The sequence below is a fragment of the Methylobacter svalbardensis genome, assembly GCF_037671525.1.
GTDB lineage: Bacteria > Pseudomonadota > Gammaproteobacteria > Methylococcales > Methylomonadaceae > Methylobacter_A > Methylobacter_A svalbardensis.
The window spans coordinates 21,798-35,814 of record NZ_JAWPOH010000011.1; the positions used below are offsets into that span (position 1 = coordinate 21,798).

Sequence of the window (14,017 nt, forward strand, 5' to 3'; positions counted from 1 at the left end):
TAATTAATTTAAAACAGGCAAAAATATTAGAATACGGCGACAAAACGGTAAGTAATCCGGTACTCAGGGTCTGTCTGAAATCCGTTGTGGTCCGTCACTATTGGCGCACCTACCGAAAGGGCGGTGTTCCAGCTTTTTCCGCCGGAGTACCGGATGCCCGGTGAGATGTAAACAGTATGGGTTCCTGAATTCGGATCATTCTGTCCATCTGTTTTTTGTCGATCCTGCCACTCGCCGTTAAGCTCCAGAACAGCCGTCCATGGAGCATTATTGCTGGATGAGAACAGGTTGTTGCGAGCAGGTGCCCCAAAGGCGTAAGACAGCGCAAAGTTATAACCGAAAAGATCGCCAAGGTCAGTTCCCTGCGTGCCTTTGGTTGTTACTGTGTAAAGGGCGCTAGTATCAAAAGAAAACTGTCCCATGGCGCGGGTGAAAGAAAGCCCAAATGAAGGGTCCCAGGAGCCGCTGCCGGGCTGAGAGTGGGTCTCAAAATTGGTGCCTTGATTATCCTGTATTCCGGTGGCACCGGTCGGGGTTTTTAGGCCGATGACCAGCGAAGCATGGTTTAAGTTATCGGCACTGTGGAAAAAACGATATTGGCCAAAGAAGGATGCGTCGCCAATACCGTTAGAGTCGCCCTGGTTATTGACTTCATCGACAGGATCGCCGTCGTGGTGTGCGTGACCCGGTGAGCTTAAACCGAAACGCAGTACATAAGGAAGTCTGACACCCAGTGTCAAGTCATCGGTAAGGCCATAAGCGGCAAAAAGCGAAGGCTGAAAAAAAGATTTAACACTGTGAATATCGCCATGGGCATCATCAATCGCATTATTCTTGACGTCGAGTAAGGTGGCATCAGAAGCGTTGTCGATGCTCACAAATTGGGTGATCAGGCCGCCAGCCCATACGCCACTGGGTAGTGTGACCCCGGTTTGAGTGATAATCGGCGATGCGGTGCCAATCCCGAAACCCAGTGAGCCGTGGTCGGCCATAGCAGTGCCGCTGTAGATAGCAAACGCAGAGCTTAAAGCCAGCGTAAGCGGTATTTTTTTCGGGTGGATCATGGCTATCCTTTATATTTATTATTTAAGTTCTGTGGCGATACTGCAAAAATCTTTAGCTGACTAGGCTGGAACAGTATAAATAGATAATGGTGGCTTATCTTTTTAAAACATAACAACATTCTACTATAGTAACAAAAGACATTGGTAAGGCCCAGTAAAGTGAGTGGAATCGCGGTCTGTACAGTTAAAAAGCCCCAAAACAGCTGGATTAGAAATATTAATTGTAATCAGGATTCAATAAAAAGCAGTTATTGTGCCAGATATTGTTACCATTCCGTGAGGCCAGTAAATTCAGGGCCGGTAAGAATATTTCAGCGAGCTAGATGTTCTTTAAAAAGCAAAAGAGTGTCATATGACCTATTTTAGTGTGTTAAATAACACAGTTTAATTGCGAGTGGTGTGGCCGGTTTGCAGAAAGCAGCAAAGCGAGTCTTATAATTCAGCAAGTTTTCAAATACGGCGATCCTATCGCCATATATCTGTTGTAGAGTAAGGTTGTAGAGAAACAATGAATGCCCTTTTTGCTAAATACGGTATTGTGGTTTTGGAGTTCAAAACTTGCTCTGGTTGTTTTGCGGTTCCGGTCAGGCATCACCCAGCAATAGCGCAAAATTTCAGTGTAACAGGCTACCAATGCCGGTTTATTAGCTTAGCGGGCGCCAGTAATATGTGATACAACATGATAAGCCGATATTACCGGCTATTGCATCGGCTTTTGATTTGGAAGATCATTGGATAAACACAACAACCGGATAATATTATGGCGATAAATACCAACAGGCCCACATCCCCGCATTTGCAAGTCTACAAGCTGCCTTTAACCGGCATTATTTCTATCGCCCACCGAATCACCGGCATTATGCTCTCAGCCGGTTTGATCCTATTCGTTTATGTCATTTCGGCGCTGGCAGGCGGCGAAGATTCCTATACGGTAATGCAGGCCGTCATGAATCTATGGTTGTTCAAACTGGTCTGCTGGGGCTTTATTTATGCATTGTTTTTTCACCTGTGCCATGGCGTTCGCCATTTGATTTGGGATTCCGGCAACAGCTTTGAACTGGATACGCTAAACCGCTACGCGATGATTGAGCTGGCGGCATCATTGGCGCTGACTTTAATGACTTTTGCGTGGGGGTATTATGGACTATAGAACGCCTTTATCCAGGGCTAAGGGCTTGGGTTCTGCCAAGAGCGGAACGGCTCACTGGTGGATGCAGCGCGTCACCGCCGTAGCGCTGATTCCGTTGTCTTTTTGGTTAATCTATTTTCTGGGTTTGAGCGTGACGGCCCCTTATCAACAAACCGTAGACTGGTTGGCATCGCCTGTTAATAGCGTCTGCATCGTGGCGTGGATCATCGCCGTTTTCTATCATGCCGCCTTGGGTTTGCAGGTGGTGATTGAAGATTATGTCGCCGCCGAAGACCCCAAGATTATTTCAATCTGGGCTGTCAATCTGGCTTTCTTGTTTTTGGCGATTGCGGCTTTGCTGGCTGTGTTTCGCATTGTATCGATAGGGTAACTCATGTCTGCAGATTATAAAATTATTGAACATGCTTACGATGTGGTTGTGGTTGGCGCTGGCGGCGCTGGACTTCGCGCTACCTTGGGCATGGCCGAAAAAGGCCTGAAAACCGCCTGCATCACCAAAGTATTTCCCACCCGCAGCCATACCGTCGCCGCGCAAGGCGGCATCAGCGCGGCTCTGGGCAATATGGGCGAAGACGACTGGCGCTTTCACATGTACGACACCGTCAAAGGCTCCGACTGGCTGGGCGATCAGGACGCGATTGAATACATGTGCCGCGAAGCCATGGCTGCAGTTATCGAACTGGAGCATTACGGCGTGCCGTTTTCGCGCACCGCCGACGGCAAAATCTACCAGCGCGCCTTCGGCGGCATGACCACGCATTACGGCAAAGGCACCGCACAACGTACTTGCGCGGCGGCCGATAAGACCGGTCATGCGATTTTGCATACCTTGTACCAGCAGTCGTTAAAACATAAGGCCGAATTCTTCGTCGAATACATTGCGCTGGACTTGATCATGGAGGATGGAGAATGTCGCGGTATTTTGGCCTGGTGTCTGGATGACGGCTCGCTGCATTTGTTCAAATCCCATATGACTGTATTGGCGACCGGCGGTTATGGGCGTACCTTTTTTTCCTGCACCTCGGCGCATACCGTGACCGGCGACGGTAACGCGATGGTATTACGCGCCGGTTTGCCGTTACAGGATATGGAGTTTATCCAGTTTCACCCGACCGGCATTTACGGCGCAGGCTGTTTGATTACCGAAGGCGTCAGAGGCGAGGGCGGTTATCTGACTAACTCTGAGGGCGAGCGCTTCATGGAGCGCTATGCGCCAACCGCCAAAGACCTGGCTTCACGCGATGTGGTCAGCCGCGCGATGACCATTGAAATCAATGAAGGTCGCGGCGTAGGCCCACTGAAAGATCATCTCTATCTGCACATCGAACATCTTGATCCGGCTATTATTCACGAACGCTTGCCGGGTATTTCCGAAACCTCGCGGATTTTTGCCAATGTCGACATCACCAAAGAGCCGATCCCGGTGTTGCCGACCGCGCATTACAACATGGGCGGCATCCCCACCAATTATAAAGCCGAAGTGGTTACCTTGAATGGCGACGATCCTGATGCCGTGGTGCCGGGCTTGATGGCAATCGGCGAGGCGGCCTGCGTATCCGTGCATGGCGCCAACCGCTTAGGCTCAAACTCGTTACTGGATATTGTGGTGTTTGGTCGTGCTGCTGCTATCCGTTGCGCAGAGCTTATCAAACCAGGCACTGCATTAAAGCCACTAGCCAAGACTGCCTGTAATAAAGCCATCGCCCGCTTCGATAAAATCCGCCATGCCAATGGCAGTCGCTCGACTTCCGATATCCGTTTGGACATGCAAAAAGTCATGCAAACTAAAGCGACGGTGTTCAGAACCGGTTCCACCTTGACTGAAGGCATCAACGCGATGGCGGAAGTCAGAAAAACCTTTGCCGATGTCAGAGTCGTCGATAAGTCCTTGATCTGGAATACCGACCTGGTCGAAACGCTGGAGCTGGATAACTTGCTGAGCCAGGCCACCGTAGCGATTAACGCCGCAGGCAACCGCACCGAGAGCCGGGGCGGCCACGCACGGGAAGATTACCCGAGCCGCGACGACCAAAACTGGCTGAAGCATACGCTGACCTGGCTGGACGGCGATCAGGTAAAAATCGATTACCGGCCGGTGCATATGTACACATTAACCGATGATGTCGACGTAATTCCACCAAAAGAGAGGGTGTACTGATGGCTGAATTTACCCTGCCTAAAAACTCGGTGTTAACCGAAGGCAAAACCTTTAAAGCGCCAGCCGGAGCAACCAACATCCGCCGCTTTGAAGTGTATCGCTGGGACCCCGAGTCCGGCGAAAACCCGCGCATCGATGCATTCGAACTGGACATGGATAAGTGCGGCCCGATGGTGCTGGACGCGATCCTGAAAATCAAGAATGAAGTCGACAGCAGCCTGACCTTCCGGCGATCCTGTCGCGAAGGCGTGTGCGGCTCCTGCGCGATGAATATCAACGGTAGGAACAGTCTAGCCTGCACCAAAGCCATCGATGCTTATCCCGGTACCATCAAAATCTACCCGTTGCCGCATTTGCCAGTCGTTAAAGACCTGGTGGCGGATCTGACCCATTTTTATGCGCAATACGCGTCGATCAAGCCGTGGATAGAAACCCAAACCCCGCCGCCTGCGGATTCCGAGCGCCTGCAAAGCAAAGAAGACCGGGAAAAACTGGACGGCTTATACGACTGCGTGCTGTGCGCCTGTTGCTCGACCAGTTGCCCCAGTTACTGGTGGAACAGCGAGCGTTACCTGGGCCCTGCGGTGCTGCTGCAAGCCTACCGCTGGCTGGTCGACAGCCGCGACGAAAATACCGGCGAGCGGCTGGACGAACTGGAAGATCCGTTCAAATTGTACCGTTGCCATACGATTATGAATTGCACCGATACCTGTCCTAAGGGCTTGAATCCGGCCAAGGCCATTGCCGAAACCAAGAAACTGTTGGTGCAGAGAAAGTTGGGCTGATGGACGAACTGGCTCAATTAAAGTGGCAATGTCGGCGGGGGACCAAGGAGCTGGATTTTCTGTTGAATCGTTATCTGGAAGCGGGGTATTGGGTCGCGGATCAGGGAGAGAGGGCTTTGTTTGTTGAGCTGTTGAAGTTTGAGGATGATCAGTTGATCGGGGTTTTGATGGGGGATTTAGAAGTTAGGGGGATGGAGGTTTTGGCTGGCAAGGTCAGGGCGCTTGCGGTGGCTGGGGTTTATAGGATGTTTAATTAGTTAAGCCATGTTAGGTTACGGTATCGCTAACCCGACACTTCACGGTAAATTACACATTAATAGAGGCACTTATATGCAAACATTAAAAAAACAATTAAAACAAAATCTGATGTTGATTTTTTTCAGCATTCTGCTTCCTGCTAATATTGCAATGGCAGGGACAGACCAAGCAGACCAAGAAAAACTTCTTAGGGCGCGTGTAAAGAGCTATGAGCAAAATACAGATCACACAACCCATTTAACCCCTGTCGATAAGAGCCTGGAGTTTCATGGCGTTTTTTACGGTTATCTCCCTTGCAACGATTGCGATGGAATTAAAGCGACACTGTCGTTAAAACAAAACAACAATTATCTGCTGGTGACCCAGCCAGCAAAAGAATCCTCAAAAGAGTTTTATGAAAAGGGAAAATATAGCTGGAATGATGAGACCCATACCGTTGTTTTAACGTCACGTAAGGAATCAACCCTACGGCAATATCGTATTGAAAATGAAGGAACGCTCATTCAGCTTAACAGCGATGGAACGAAGGTGACAGGTAAGTCAGATCGCTATACTTTACGCAGAAGCGATACGGTAAAGTCACGTGAGGTACATATTCACTAGTTCTAACGTTTCTGTGATGCCTGAGCTAAGCGGCTACACATACCAACGTAAAATAGTTCGAACGGGGCAACATGCCCCGTCCGGCTATATGTAGCTCCGGCGGGGGCCAATCTACGCAGCAGGCTCTGGTTAACAAAAAACCAGTCCTCAGGTTGGGACGGCCTCCCAATAAACGGTTAAAGCTTACTTGATCTCTTTGGTAATATTTTATTAATTTTGATCATACAAGGTTGGGTTAGGCGCTAGCCGTAACCCAATGCTTCACGCAGAAAATGTCAGGTTATTATATTACGCTTGGCAATTGCTCCTGTATTTTTCTACCTCCTGCAGAACCCACGGGGATGTGGGGAATGCAGATATTGCAGGAGCAAATATCTGTTCATGGAGTCGTAACCGGATCTACCGGCAAGGTTACGGCAGCATCAAACGTTCGGGACAGGATTCAAAACGACTGGAAAAAGGTCTATATCCTTACGCGATTGGAAAGCAGCCATTAATCAGTTTATGATGCTGCTTCAGGATAAAAGTCTGATTTTTATGTAATGGCAACTTACACGATCCATGTCCAATCTGTTATAGATTATTGAAAACGAAGTTTTTAATTTGATGACTGTAAACAGGGTTACAATTGCTTCCATCCGACTTTGAAAACGTATAACTTTAAAAAATAAAACTCATTGAAAATCAATGGGTAAGGTCTTAAAAAGTATGCGATTTTAACTCGGATGATGGGCGTAGAGCAGTATCTCAACGAAATTAAGGATTTTATGGAAGAATTATTTATTGGTTGGCTTAAGGAGTACGGTTACATTATTTTGTTTCTGTGGAGCATATTCGAAGGGGAAATGGGCTTGATTATGGGGGGAATCCTGTCCCATACCGGTGATATGCAATACTGTATGACAATTTTTGTGGCGGGTCTGGGTGGTTTTACTGGCGATCAAATCTATTTTTACATTGGCCGCTTTAATAAAGGCTATATTCAGCGCAAACTGCATAAGCAGCGGCGTAAGTTTGCCATTGCGCATTTGCTGTTAAAAAAATATGGTTGGCCCATTATTTTTATGCAGCGCTATATGTATGGTTTGCGTACTGTCATTCCCATGTCTATTGGTATTACCAAGTATTCGGCAAGAAAATTTGCATTAATTAATCTTCTTAGCGCATGGGTATGGGCCGCAATTACCGTAACACCTGCTTATTTCTATGGTGAGGAGATATTAAGCTTATTGCGTGTTGCTAAAGAGCATTGGTATTTTGTACTGCCAATAGCTGGAGGGGTTCTATATGGAATCTATGCCTATGTTCAAAAACTTGAGCGACATTTTTTAGAAAAAAGGAATAACCGTTTTTTGAACATTGCTGAACAGAAGCCGGGTAGCTCCCAAGAGCTATAGCGATGCACATCGTATATCCTTTCCAAATGCTGTAAGGAGCATGCGGAACCCGGGGTTGCTGGCGGGCGATAAAATCCCCCTTTACACGCGATCTGCGTACATCTGGAATGTCGTTAACTCCCGCACCCGTGGCGGAATCGGCTTTGGCAACGACGATTTTGGGAGTATGCGATTTACGATGGCACCGATTTTCAAAGGCATATCGATTATATCCACTGGAATCCGGTATAACATGGGTTGACCCAATGCGTTGCCCTTTATGCTGCTGCTTGATCCGCTGTTGCTTTTAAACAGCAAAGAAGAGATTTTACTCTTTATGTCCTTTCGTCAACCAAAGAAACGCTCCGAGGGCCACAAGCAAAAAACTGCCGCCGAAAAGTATGCTGACCGGATAATACAGATTGCCAGCCAATTCTAACTCACTATATTTTATAATCATTATCAGGGCTTCCAATACAAGCGCAATGCAGACTGTTCCGACAAATCGGGTGATTATTCTTCTGATATTAGAGTATGTGTTTTCTTCTTCATCTGAAGAACAATATTCCTTACTAATGCCAGCACCAAGTTCAAACATAGCTAAGGCGATAACAAACGTATTAATGGAATGTATTACCGTTGACATGAATTCTCCCTGAGGATTGAACGCATAATCTACAAAGTTATAACTTGCGATAAGTATTAATAAAATCGACAAAGCATGAAACATTACGGCAAATATTGTTCCCACTATCTTTTTATAGCCTATCAAGATACAGCCTCCTATCGGTGAAAAGAAATCACTTTGGCCACTTTAACCCGTTAAGAGGATCCGCGCTAGAGACGGTTGGGGTGTTTCGGGGCAGGTTTTAAATGCTGCCTAAGCAGGTTTTATTTTGAAGAAATACAAAAATGCAAGGCTGCCTGCAAGCGGGACGGCGTTTGCAATCCCGTTCCTAACGTTTCTGCGATGTCAGATCTAGGCCGCTACATTTAGCCAACGCAAAATGTTTTGGGCTGGACAATATGCCCCGTCCTGCTGTCGGGCGAGGGAATAAAAAAGAGCAAGTTGTTTCATGCACGTTCCTCGACAGACATATCCCGAGCCTCTGACGAATCTAAAATTTGAATGTTCGGTAGCATTATTGAATTGCCCCTACCAGTTCTATTTCTGAAAGAATATCCTCCGAATTTTGAATGCCGATAAACCTTGCCCAACTGTTGCAAGCTAAAAATTGTCATCGCCCCGTCTTCTTCCAAAATAGAAATGTACAGGGCTATCAGCATATTAGAATAGTCTAGTTCAGCCTCTAACCAGTCGGCTAATTCTTTGCCGGACTCAAATTTTCTGGCCAGGGCTTTGTAATAAGCCGCTTCTGATATCCATTGATGCCGATTAACCGGCTTTACGGCATGGCTTAGCATTGACTGGAATCATGTTGTTTATCTCAACTGATATTTTGTAACGCCGCAATACGCTCTTCCAAGGGTGGATGGCTCATAAACAACTTGCTGAGGCCACCCCTGCCGTTAATACCGAATGCCGCCAGTTGCCCGGGCAGGTCTTGCGGCTCGTATTCACGTTGCAAGGCATGAAGAGCGCTGATCATTTTTCCCCGACCGGCCAGCTTGGCGCCGCCGGCATCGGCTTTAAATTCCCGGTAACGCGAGAACCACATGACCAGTAGTGAGGCAAGAAACCCCAAGGCAATTTGCGCAACCATCTGTGCGAGAAAATAACCCATGCCATGCCCCCGTTCGTTTTGGAGGATGACGCGGTCGACCACATGACCGATGATGCTGGCAAAAAAGTAAACGAAGGTGTTTACCACGCCCTGCATCAAGGCCATTGTCACCATATCGCCATTCGCGACATGAGTGATTTCATGACCGATCACGGCTTCAACCTCATCGTTGCTCATGCGTTGCAGCAAACCGGTACTGACAGCTACCAATGCGCTGTTCCGGTTCATTCCGGTAGCAAAGGCGTTGGCTTCCGGCGTCTGAAAAATACCGACTTCCGGCATGCCGATGCCCGCCTGTTGGGCTTGTTTAGCTACAATAGTCAGCAGCCATTGCTCGGTTTGGTTTCGTGGTTGCTCGATAAGCTGAACGCCCATGGCCTGTTTTGCCGACCACTTCGACATGGCTAAGGAAATGACCGAGCCGGTCATGCCGATGATTGCCGACATGACCAGCAGTGCGTTAAGGTCGATATTGATGCCCTGTGCATCTAAAGTACCGGTTAAGCCCAACAGGCTAAAGACAATACTGATTACAACCATTATTGCGACGTTGGTCGCCAGAAAAAGAAAAATTCGCATCATCGTGAAGCCTGCTATATCAAGTGAAATTATCAGGGGCTAAAAACTATGCCTTGGGAATCGTAATGGTCAGCACACCTTTATGGTATTCGGTTGTCATTTTGGCCGCGTTGATAGGGCCAGGTAGGGTTAATGCCCGTTGGAATTGACCGACGAAACGCTCCCGGTATTGGTAGCTACCATTTTTATCATCCGTTTCATCCTTTGCATGCTCGGTTTTAATGGAAATGCGCAAGACCTGATCTTCCAGTTTTACATCCATGGATGATTCATCGGCACCGGGCGCATTCACCGTCACAATATAACGATCCGACTTTTCCTGTAAATCCACGTCAGGTGCAGCGCTTAAATTGCCTAAAGGGGTTTTCATATGAAAACGCGAAAATGAATTATCGAACATCCGTTCCATTTGATTTTGCATGTGCTGGATTTCCGCATAAGGATTCCAGGTCCGTCCCTTAAAGAATTCGTCATCCATAACCGACTTGGGAAGACTCGATGGTTTGGTTCGTGGATCTTCAGCCTGACTATACGGCTCGGTCAGCTTATTAAGCCGGTCATTCAGTCGATAGGTCATATAAGCTTGTATTCCCAGAACAATCACTAGGGCAGCGGCTAAAGCGGCAATGGTTTCATTTTTCATTGGTTTTCTCCAGGAGAAAATGCCGGTGTGGCAAGGTCGTTTTAAGCCTTGTTATTCGTATTTATCCGCTTTCAATGTTTCGGAAGAGGCGGGAAACGCCGGTTTCAGCTTCCGCTAAACCGGTGTTTCCGATTTGCGGGACTAACTGATTTCAATGCTTTTGCGCTTGCTCTTTTCGGTTTTGGGAATGGTCACTTTCAATATGCCATCTTTGAACGATGCTTTTGCCTTGTCGCCATCGACATTGTCGGGTAAGGACAGGGTGCGCTGAAACTCGCCATGCGATATTTCGCGGCGAAAATATTTGCCTTTTTCCTCTTCCTTTTTTTCCACCTTGGTGGAAGAGCGGATGGTAATGGTCTGGTTGTTAATGGATATCTCCAGGTTTTCTTTTTTAACGCCTGGCAATGCCGCCTGAACTTCTATTTCATTGTCGTGATCAAGAATATCGACTTTTGGAATGCTGATTTCCGGCAGGGTAGGTACATTCCAGTCCAGCAAGCGTGGCCATCTGCGGGAGAGGAAATCATCAAAAAAATTATCAAATTCATTGAACGACACCAGTCCGCCTAGCGATGTTTTGGGTGATAATTCAGAACTTTTTTTTGTGGTATCTATCTCTTTATTTGACATGATTTACTCCGGTAAATTGATTGTAAAATAGTAGTCTAACGAGGCATCGCGACTTGTATCTTGTTGTATTGTTACAGCAAAAATTCCCGTTCGGCCTCAAGCCAGTCTTCAAGTTCATAGCCTGGTGAAAAATCCCTGTTTTCGGCCTTGAGATAGGCTATTTCAGCAATCTTGGCGTCACGATCGGGAAGACATATCGTTGAGCGGTCTTCGTCAGACGTTGAAACTTCTTGATTTTTAGTCGCTTTAGTTGCTTTAGTTTTTTTAGCAGTTACAGCCATTTTTCACCTCTTTATATGATGGATAAGGATCGCCCTTTGAGTTATTTATGAAACACAATCAACACTATGTATTCTAAATAGGAAAATAAAAAAAAATATTAGTACGAACACCTAATGCCCTGGCTTTATTGAGCATCCTAAAAAATCAGTTGAGCATCAAGCTAACGAGACCCTGCAAATGTGGTTTAATTGCATCAACTAAATTTAATCTGAGGAAAAGATGTTTAAGAAATATTGTGTCGTACTCCTTATAACAACCGTTTTTGGGATTGCGCAGGTTTATGCGGATCCAACCCGTGCTGCAATTGCCAGTGCGCATCCTCTGGCGACGGCAGCCGGTTTTGAGGTTTTGGATAAAGGCGGCAATGTTTTTGATGCGGCCGTGGCGGTCAGTGCAACATTGGCAGTGGTTGAACCCTCCGGTTCTGGGCTGGGCGGTGGCGGGTACTGGTTGTTGCACAGGGAGCAGGACGGTTTTGAAACCATGATCGACGGGCGCGAAAAAGCGCCGTTGGCGGCTCATCAGACGATGTTTTTGGATAAGGCCAGCAAGGTGATTCCCCGTTTATCGCTCGATGGCGCGTTAGCGGCTGCGATCCCCGGACTGCCTGCGGCTCTGGCGCATTTGTCGGAAAAATACGGACGCTTGCCGTTGGCGGAAAGTCTGCAACCTGCGATAAGGGCGGCACAAAGCGGTTTCGCCATCGGTGAAAGACATCGAAAGCTACTCAAGTTCAGGGCCGGGCTGATCAAAAAACACCCGCAGACTGCACGGATATTTCTTAACGACGGCGATATTCCCGAGCCTTATTCAATACTCCGGCAAAAAGACTTGGCTCATACCTTAAGGCAATTGGCTGATTCGGGACGGGATGGATTTTATCGCGGCGAAGTAGCCGATAAGCTGGTGGCAGGCGTCAACAAGGCGGGCGGCATCTGGACAAAACAGGATCTGGCGTCTTATCAGATTGTCGAGCGGGAGCCGGTAACGGGGAATTATCGCGGCATAAAAATCACCAGCGCCGCGCCGTCGTCATCCGGCGGTATCGTGTTGATTGAAGCACTGAATATTCTGTCCGGTTATGATTTGACGCAGGCCGATGAGCCAACCCGAAAGCATCTTATCGTCGAGGCCATGCGCCGTGCTTATCATGATCGGACCTTGTATCTGGGCGATTCGGACTTTATCGACATGCCGGTTAAGCGCTTGTTAAACGAGGATTATGCGGCCGGATTGCGCAGCAGTCTGCGACTCGATAAAGCGTTGCCCAGCGGCATGCTGTCAGGAGAAATTCAACCGCAGCCAGAGGGCGTCAACACCAGCCATTTTTCGATTATTGATGAACAAGGCAATCGGGTTGCCGCAACCTTAAGCATTAACTTTCCTTTTGGTGCGGGTTTGGTGGCGCCTGGAACCGGCGTATTGCTGAACGATCATATGGATGATTTTGCCAGTCTGCCAGGCGCTATGAACGGTTACGGGCTGGTAGGCGGTATCGCCAACGCGATTGCGCCGGGCAAGCGTATGTTGTCCAGTATGACGCCCACTTTTCTTGATGACGGGCATCATGTCGCGGTGTTGGGAACGCCGGGCGGCAGTCGAATTATTTCGATGGTGCTGTTAGCCGCGCTGGATTTTGCCAAAGGCCATGAGCCGGACTCATGGGTGCAAGTGCCGCGTTTTCATCATCAATTTATGCCGGATGTGATTGAATATGAACAAGGCGCACTGACGGCGGATGAGCAAACCCGGCTTGCCGCAATGGGGCATCAGCTGAAAGTAGCGCGTTACCACTATGGCAATATGCAGGCGGTACAGTGGAATAAAACCACGGGTCAATTGATTGCGGCCAGTGATCGTCGGGGCGAGGGCTGGGCTGTTGTTGGGCATTAAGTTTATATTGTGGGCGCGAATTTATTCGCGCCCACAACATTCGACCATAACGACTTTCGGCTTAACTTAATGGCACAGTGACATGGTGCATGGGAATGAGAAAATCAGTGAAAACATCAGGATTATGAATGCCGACATTATCCAAATATGGCATGGCAATATTGTTGCCGATGATGAGCATTACCAAAGCTGCTGGCGCGTTCTCGATGCAGCCGAGCAGGCTCAAGCCGAAAAATTCAAACACGATTGGCTGCGCAAACGCTACGTCGAAGTGCATGGTCGCTTAAGAAATGTTTTAGCCCAAACGCTTAACGTGGCGCCGGAAAAGATCAGTATAAAAAAAGCCGAACACGGCAAACCCTATCTTGCCGATAATCCTGAACTGGCGTTCAATCTGTCCCATTCAGCAAATACGATGGTGATTGCCGTAGGCTGGAATTGTCAGTTAGGTGTGGATGTGGAGTGCTGTAAACCCAGAGCCAGTCTTGCCGCGCTGGTCGATAAATGTTTTGCCGAAGAAGAAATAGCTTATTGGAGCCGGCTGCCGGAAGTTCAAAAAACAGTCGAGTTTTATCGCTTCTGGACGCGTAAAGAGGCTTTCGTTAAAGCCACCGGGCGCGGTATCGGCTTAGGGTTAAATCATTGTGTGGTTAATCCTGAAAACCAGGCTGGGTTTTTAAGGGTCCCGGTTAATTGCGGCCAGGCTGCAATGTGGCAGGTGCGGGATATAGCTTTAGGGCAGGGCATTTGTAGTGCATTAGTGACGGACAAGGAAATTGCTGGAGTTAAGCTTGTAGATTTGGATCTGTAACTCTCCTGAGAGGCTGTCCGAATCAAATCGTCGATGT

General features: G+C 48.0%; 16 protein-coding genes. 9 read left to right on the forward strand and 7 right to left on the reverse strand.

Annotation, left to right across the window (positions count from 1 at the left end):
* Nucleotides 1-26 precede the first annotated feature (26 nt).
* Nucleotides 27-1,064 carry a transporter gene (locus tag RW114_RS06425; RefSeq protein WP_340121909.1) on the reverse strand — a complete coding sequence of 346 codons (1,038 nt, stop codon included), beginning with the start codon at nt 1,062-1,064 and terminating at the stop codon, nt 27-29.
* A gap of 760 nt (nt 1,065-1,824) precedes the next feature.
* On the opposite strand from RW114_RS06425, the gene sdhC reads away from it, so the two are divergent.
* The 7 genes from sdhC to RW114_RS06460 all read left to right on the forward strand — a co-directional run bounded on the left by sdhC (nt 1,825) and on the right by RW114_RS06460 (nt 7,415).
* Nucleotides 1,825-2,214, forward strand: a complete 390-nt coding sequence (gene sdhC, locus RW114_RS06430) for a succinate dehydrogenase, cytochrome b556 subunit (protein ID WP_340121910.1) — start codon at nt 1,825-1,827, stop codon at nt 2,212-2,214.
* A complete protein-coding gene (gene sdhD, locus RW114_RS06435) occupies nt 2,204-2,584 on the forward strand; it encodes a succinate dehydrogenase, hydrophobic membrane anchor protein (protein ID WP_340121911.1) in 381 nt (126 codons plus the stop codon). Before sdhC ends, sdhD begins: the two co-directional genes overlap by 11 nt.
* A 3-nt stretch (nt 2,585-2,587) precedes the next feature.
* The gene (gene sdhA, locus RW114_RS06440) at nt 2,588-4,372 is read left to right on the forward strand and encodes a succinate dehydrogenase flavoprotein subunit (RefSeq protein ID WP_340121912.1); all 1,785 of its coding nucleotides are present in this window, start codon (nt 2,588-2,590) and stop codon (nt 4,370-4,372) included.
* Nucleotides 4,372-5,157, forward strand: a complete 786-nt coding sequence (locus tag RW114_RS06445) for a succinate dehydrogenase iron-sulfur subunit (protein ID WP_340121913.1) — start codon at nt 4,372-4,374, stop codon at nt 5,155-5,157. The genes sdhA and RW114_RS06445 overlap by 1 nt, the downstream gene beginning before the upstream one ends.
* A complete protein-coding gene (locus RW114_RS06450; RefSeq protein WP_340121914.1) occupies nt 5,157-5,414 on the forward strand; it encodes an FAD assembly factor SdhE in 258 nt (85 codons plus the stop codon). The genes RW114_RS06445 and RW114_RS06450 overlap by 1 nt, the downstream gene beginning before the upstream one ends.
* A 73-nt stretch (nt 5,415-5,487) precedes the next feature.
* The gene (locus RW114_RS06455) at nt 5,488-6,018 is read left to right on the forward strand and encodes a copper resistance protein NlpE (RefSeq protein ID WP_340121915.1); all 531 of its coding nucleotides are present in this window, start codon (nt 5,488-5,490) and stop codon (nt 6,016-6,018) included.
* Nucleotides 6,019-6,746: 728 nt separating this feature from the next.
* Entirely contained in the window at nt 6,747-7,415 is a 669-nt protein-coding gene (locus RW114_RS06460; RefSeq protein WP_340121916.1) for a DedA family protein, read from the forward strand.
* 307 nt (nt 7,416-7,722) lie between these two features.
* On the opposite strand, the gene RW114_RS06465 is transcribed toward RW114_RS06460, so the two are convergent.
* The 6 genes from RW114_RS06465 to RW114_RS06490 form a co-directional block, all read right to left on the reverse strand.
* Nucleotides 7,723-8,166 (reverse strand): hypothetical protein, encoded by a 444-nt coding sequence (locus RW114_RS06465; protein ID WP_340121917.1) that lies wholly within the window; start codon nt 8,164-8,166, stop codon nt 7,723-7,725.
* 302 nt (nt 8,167-8,468) lie between these two features.
* Entirely contained in the window at nt 8,469-8,819 is a 351-nt protein-coding gene (locus tag RW114_RS06470) for a DUF2934 domain-containing protein (RefSeq protein WP_340121918.1), read from the reverse strand.
* Between the two features lie 23 nt (nt 8,820-8,842).
* Nucleotides 8,843-9,721, reverse strand: coding sequence for a protease HtpX (gene htpX, locus RW114_RS06475; protein WP_340121919.1), 879 nt, complete (start codon nt 9,719-9,721; stop codon nt 8,843-8,845).
* Nucleotides 9,722-9,764: 43 nt separating this feature from the next.
* The gene (locus RW114_RS06480; protein WP_340121920.1) at nt 9,765-10,361 is read right to left on the reverse strand and encodes an Hsp20/alpha crystallin family protein; all 597 of its coding nucleotides are present in this window, start codon (nt 10,359-10,361) and stop codon (nt 9,765-9,767) included.
* Nucleotides 10,362-10,502: 141 nt separating this feature from the next.
* The gene (locus RW114_RS06485; protein ID WP_340121921.1) at nt 10,503-10,994 is read right to left on the reverse strand and encodes an Hsp20/alpha crystallin family protein; all 492 of its coding nucleotides are present in this window, start codon (nt 10,992-10,994) and stop codon (nt 10,503-10,505) included.
* 71 nt (nt 10,995-11,065) lie between these two features.
* Nucleotides 11,066-11,275: a DUF2934 domain-containing protein gene (locus tag RW114_RS06490; protein WP_340121922.1), complete on the reverse strand. Its 210-nt coding sequence runs from the start codon at nt 11,273-11,275 to the stop codon at nt 11,066-11,068.
* Between the two features lie 220 nt (nt 11,276-11,495).
* On the opposite strand from RW114_RS06490, the gene ggt reads away from it, so the two are divergent.
* The gene (gene ggt / locus RW114_RS06495) at nt 11,496-13,169 is read left to right on the forward strand and encodes a gamma-glutamyltransferase (protein WP_340121923.1); all 1,674 of its coding nucleotides are present in this window, start codon (nt 11,496-11,498) and stop codon (nt 13,167-13,169) included.
* An 82-nt stretch (nt 13,170-13,251) separates the two neighbouring features.
* A complete protein-coding gene (locus tag RW114_RS06500; RefSeq protein WP_340121924.1) occupies nt 13,252-13,980 on the forward strand; it encodes a 4'-phosphopantetheinyl transferase family protein in 729 nt (242 codons plus the stop codon).
* The last annotated feature ends 37 nt before the right edge of the window (nt 13,981-14,017 follow it).

Bases quoted from the DNA above. Each gene is read 5' to 3' on its own strand.
- RW114_RS06500 (WP_340121924.1), top strand. From the start codon at position 13,252: ATGGTGCATGGGAATGAGAAAATCAGTGAAAACATCAGGATTATGAAT.
- RW114_RS06490 (WP_340121922.1), bottom strand. From the start codon at position 11,275: ATGGCTGTAACTGCTAAAAAAACTAAAGCAACTAAAGCGACTAAAAAT.
- RW114_RS06470 (WP_340121918.1), bottom strand. From the start codon at position 8,819: ATGCTAAGCCATGCCGTAAAGCCGGTTAATCGGCATCAATGGATATCA.
- RW114_RS06460 (WP_340121916.1), top strand. From the start codon at position 6,747: ATGGGCGTAGAGCAGTATCTCAACGAAATTAAGGATTTTATGGAAGAA.
- RW114_RS06450 (WP_340121914.1), top strand. From the start codon at position 5,157: ATGGACGAACTGGCTCAATTAAAGTGGCAATGTCGGCGGGGGACCAAG.
- sdhD (WP_340121911.1), top strand. From the start codon at position 2,204: ATGGACTATAGAACGCCTTTATCCAGGGCTAAGGGCTTGGGTTCTGCC.
- ggt (WP_340121923.1), top strand. From the start codon at position 11,496: ATGTTTAAGAAATATTGTGTCGTACTCCTTATAACAACCGTTTTTGGG.
- RW114_RS06425 (WP_340121909.1), bottom strand. From the start codon at position 1,064: ATGATCCACCCGAAAAAAATACCGCTTACGCTGGCTTTAAGCTCTGCG.
- RW114_RS06485 (WP_340121921.1), bottom strand. From the start codon at position 10,994: ATGTCAAATAAAGAGATAGATACCACAAAAAAAAGTTCTGAATTATCA.
- RW114_RS06445 (WP_340121913.1), top strand. From the start codon at position 4,372: ATGGCTGAATTTACCCTGCCTAAAAACTCGGTGTTAACCGAAGGCAAA.
- RW114_RS06455 (WP_340121915.1), top strand. From the start codon at position 5,488: ATGCAAACATTAAAAAAACAATTAAAACAAAATCTGATGTTGATTTTT.
- htpX (WP_340121919.1), bottom strand. From the start codon at position 9,721: ATGATGCGAATTTTTCTTTTTCTGGCGACCAACGTCGCAATAATGGTT.
- sdhA (WP_340121912.1), top strand. From the start codon at position 2,588: ATGTCTGCAGATTATAAAATTATTGAACATGCTTACGATGTGGTTGTG.
- RW114_RS06480 (WP_340121920.1), bottom strand. From the start codon at position 10,361: ATGAAAAATGAAACCATTGCCGCTTTAGCCGCTGCCCTAGTGATTGTT.
- sdhC (WP_340121910.1), top strand. From the start codon at position 1,825: ATGGCGATAAATACCAACAGGCCCACATCCCCGCATTTGCAAGTCTAC.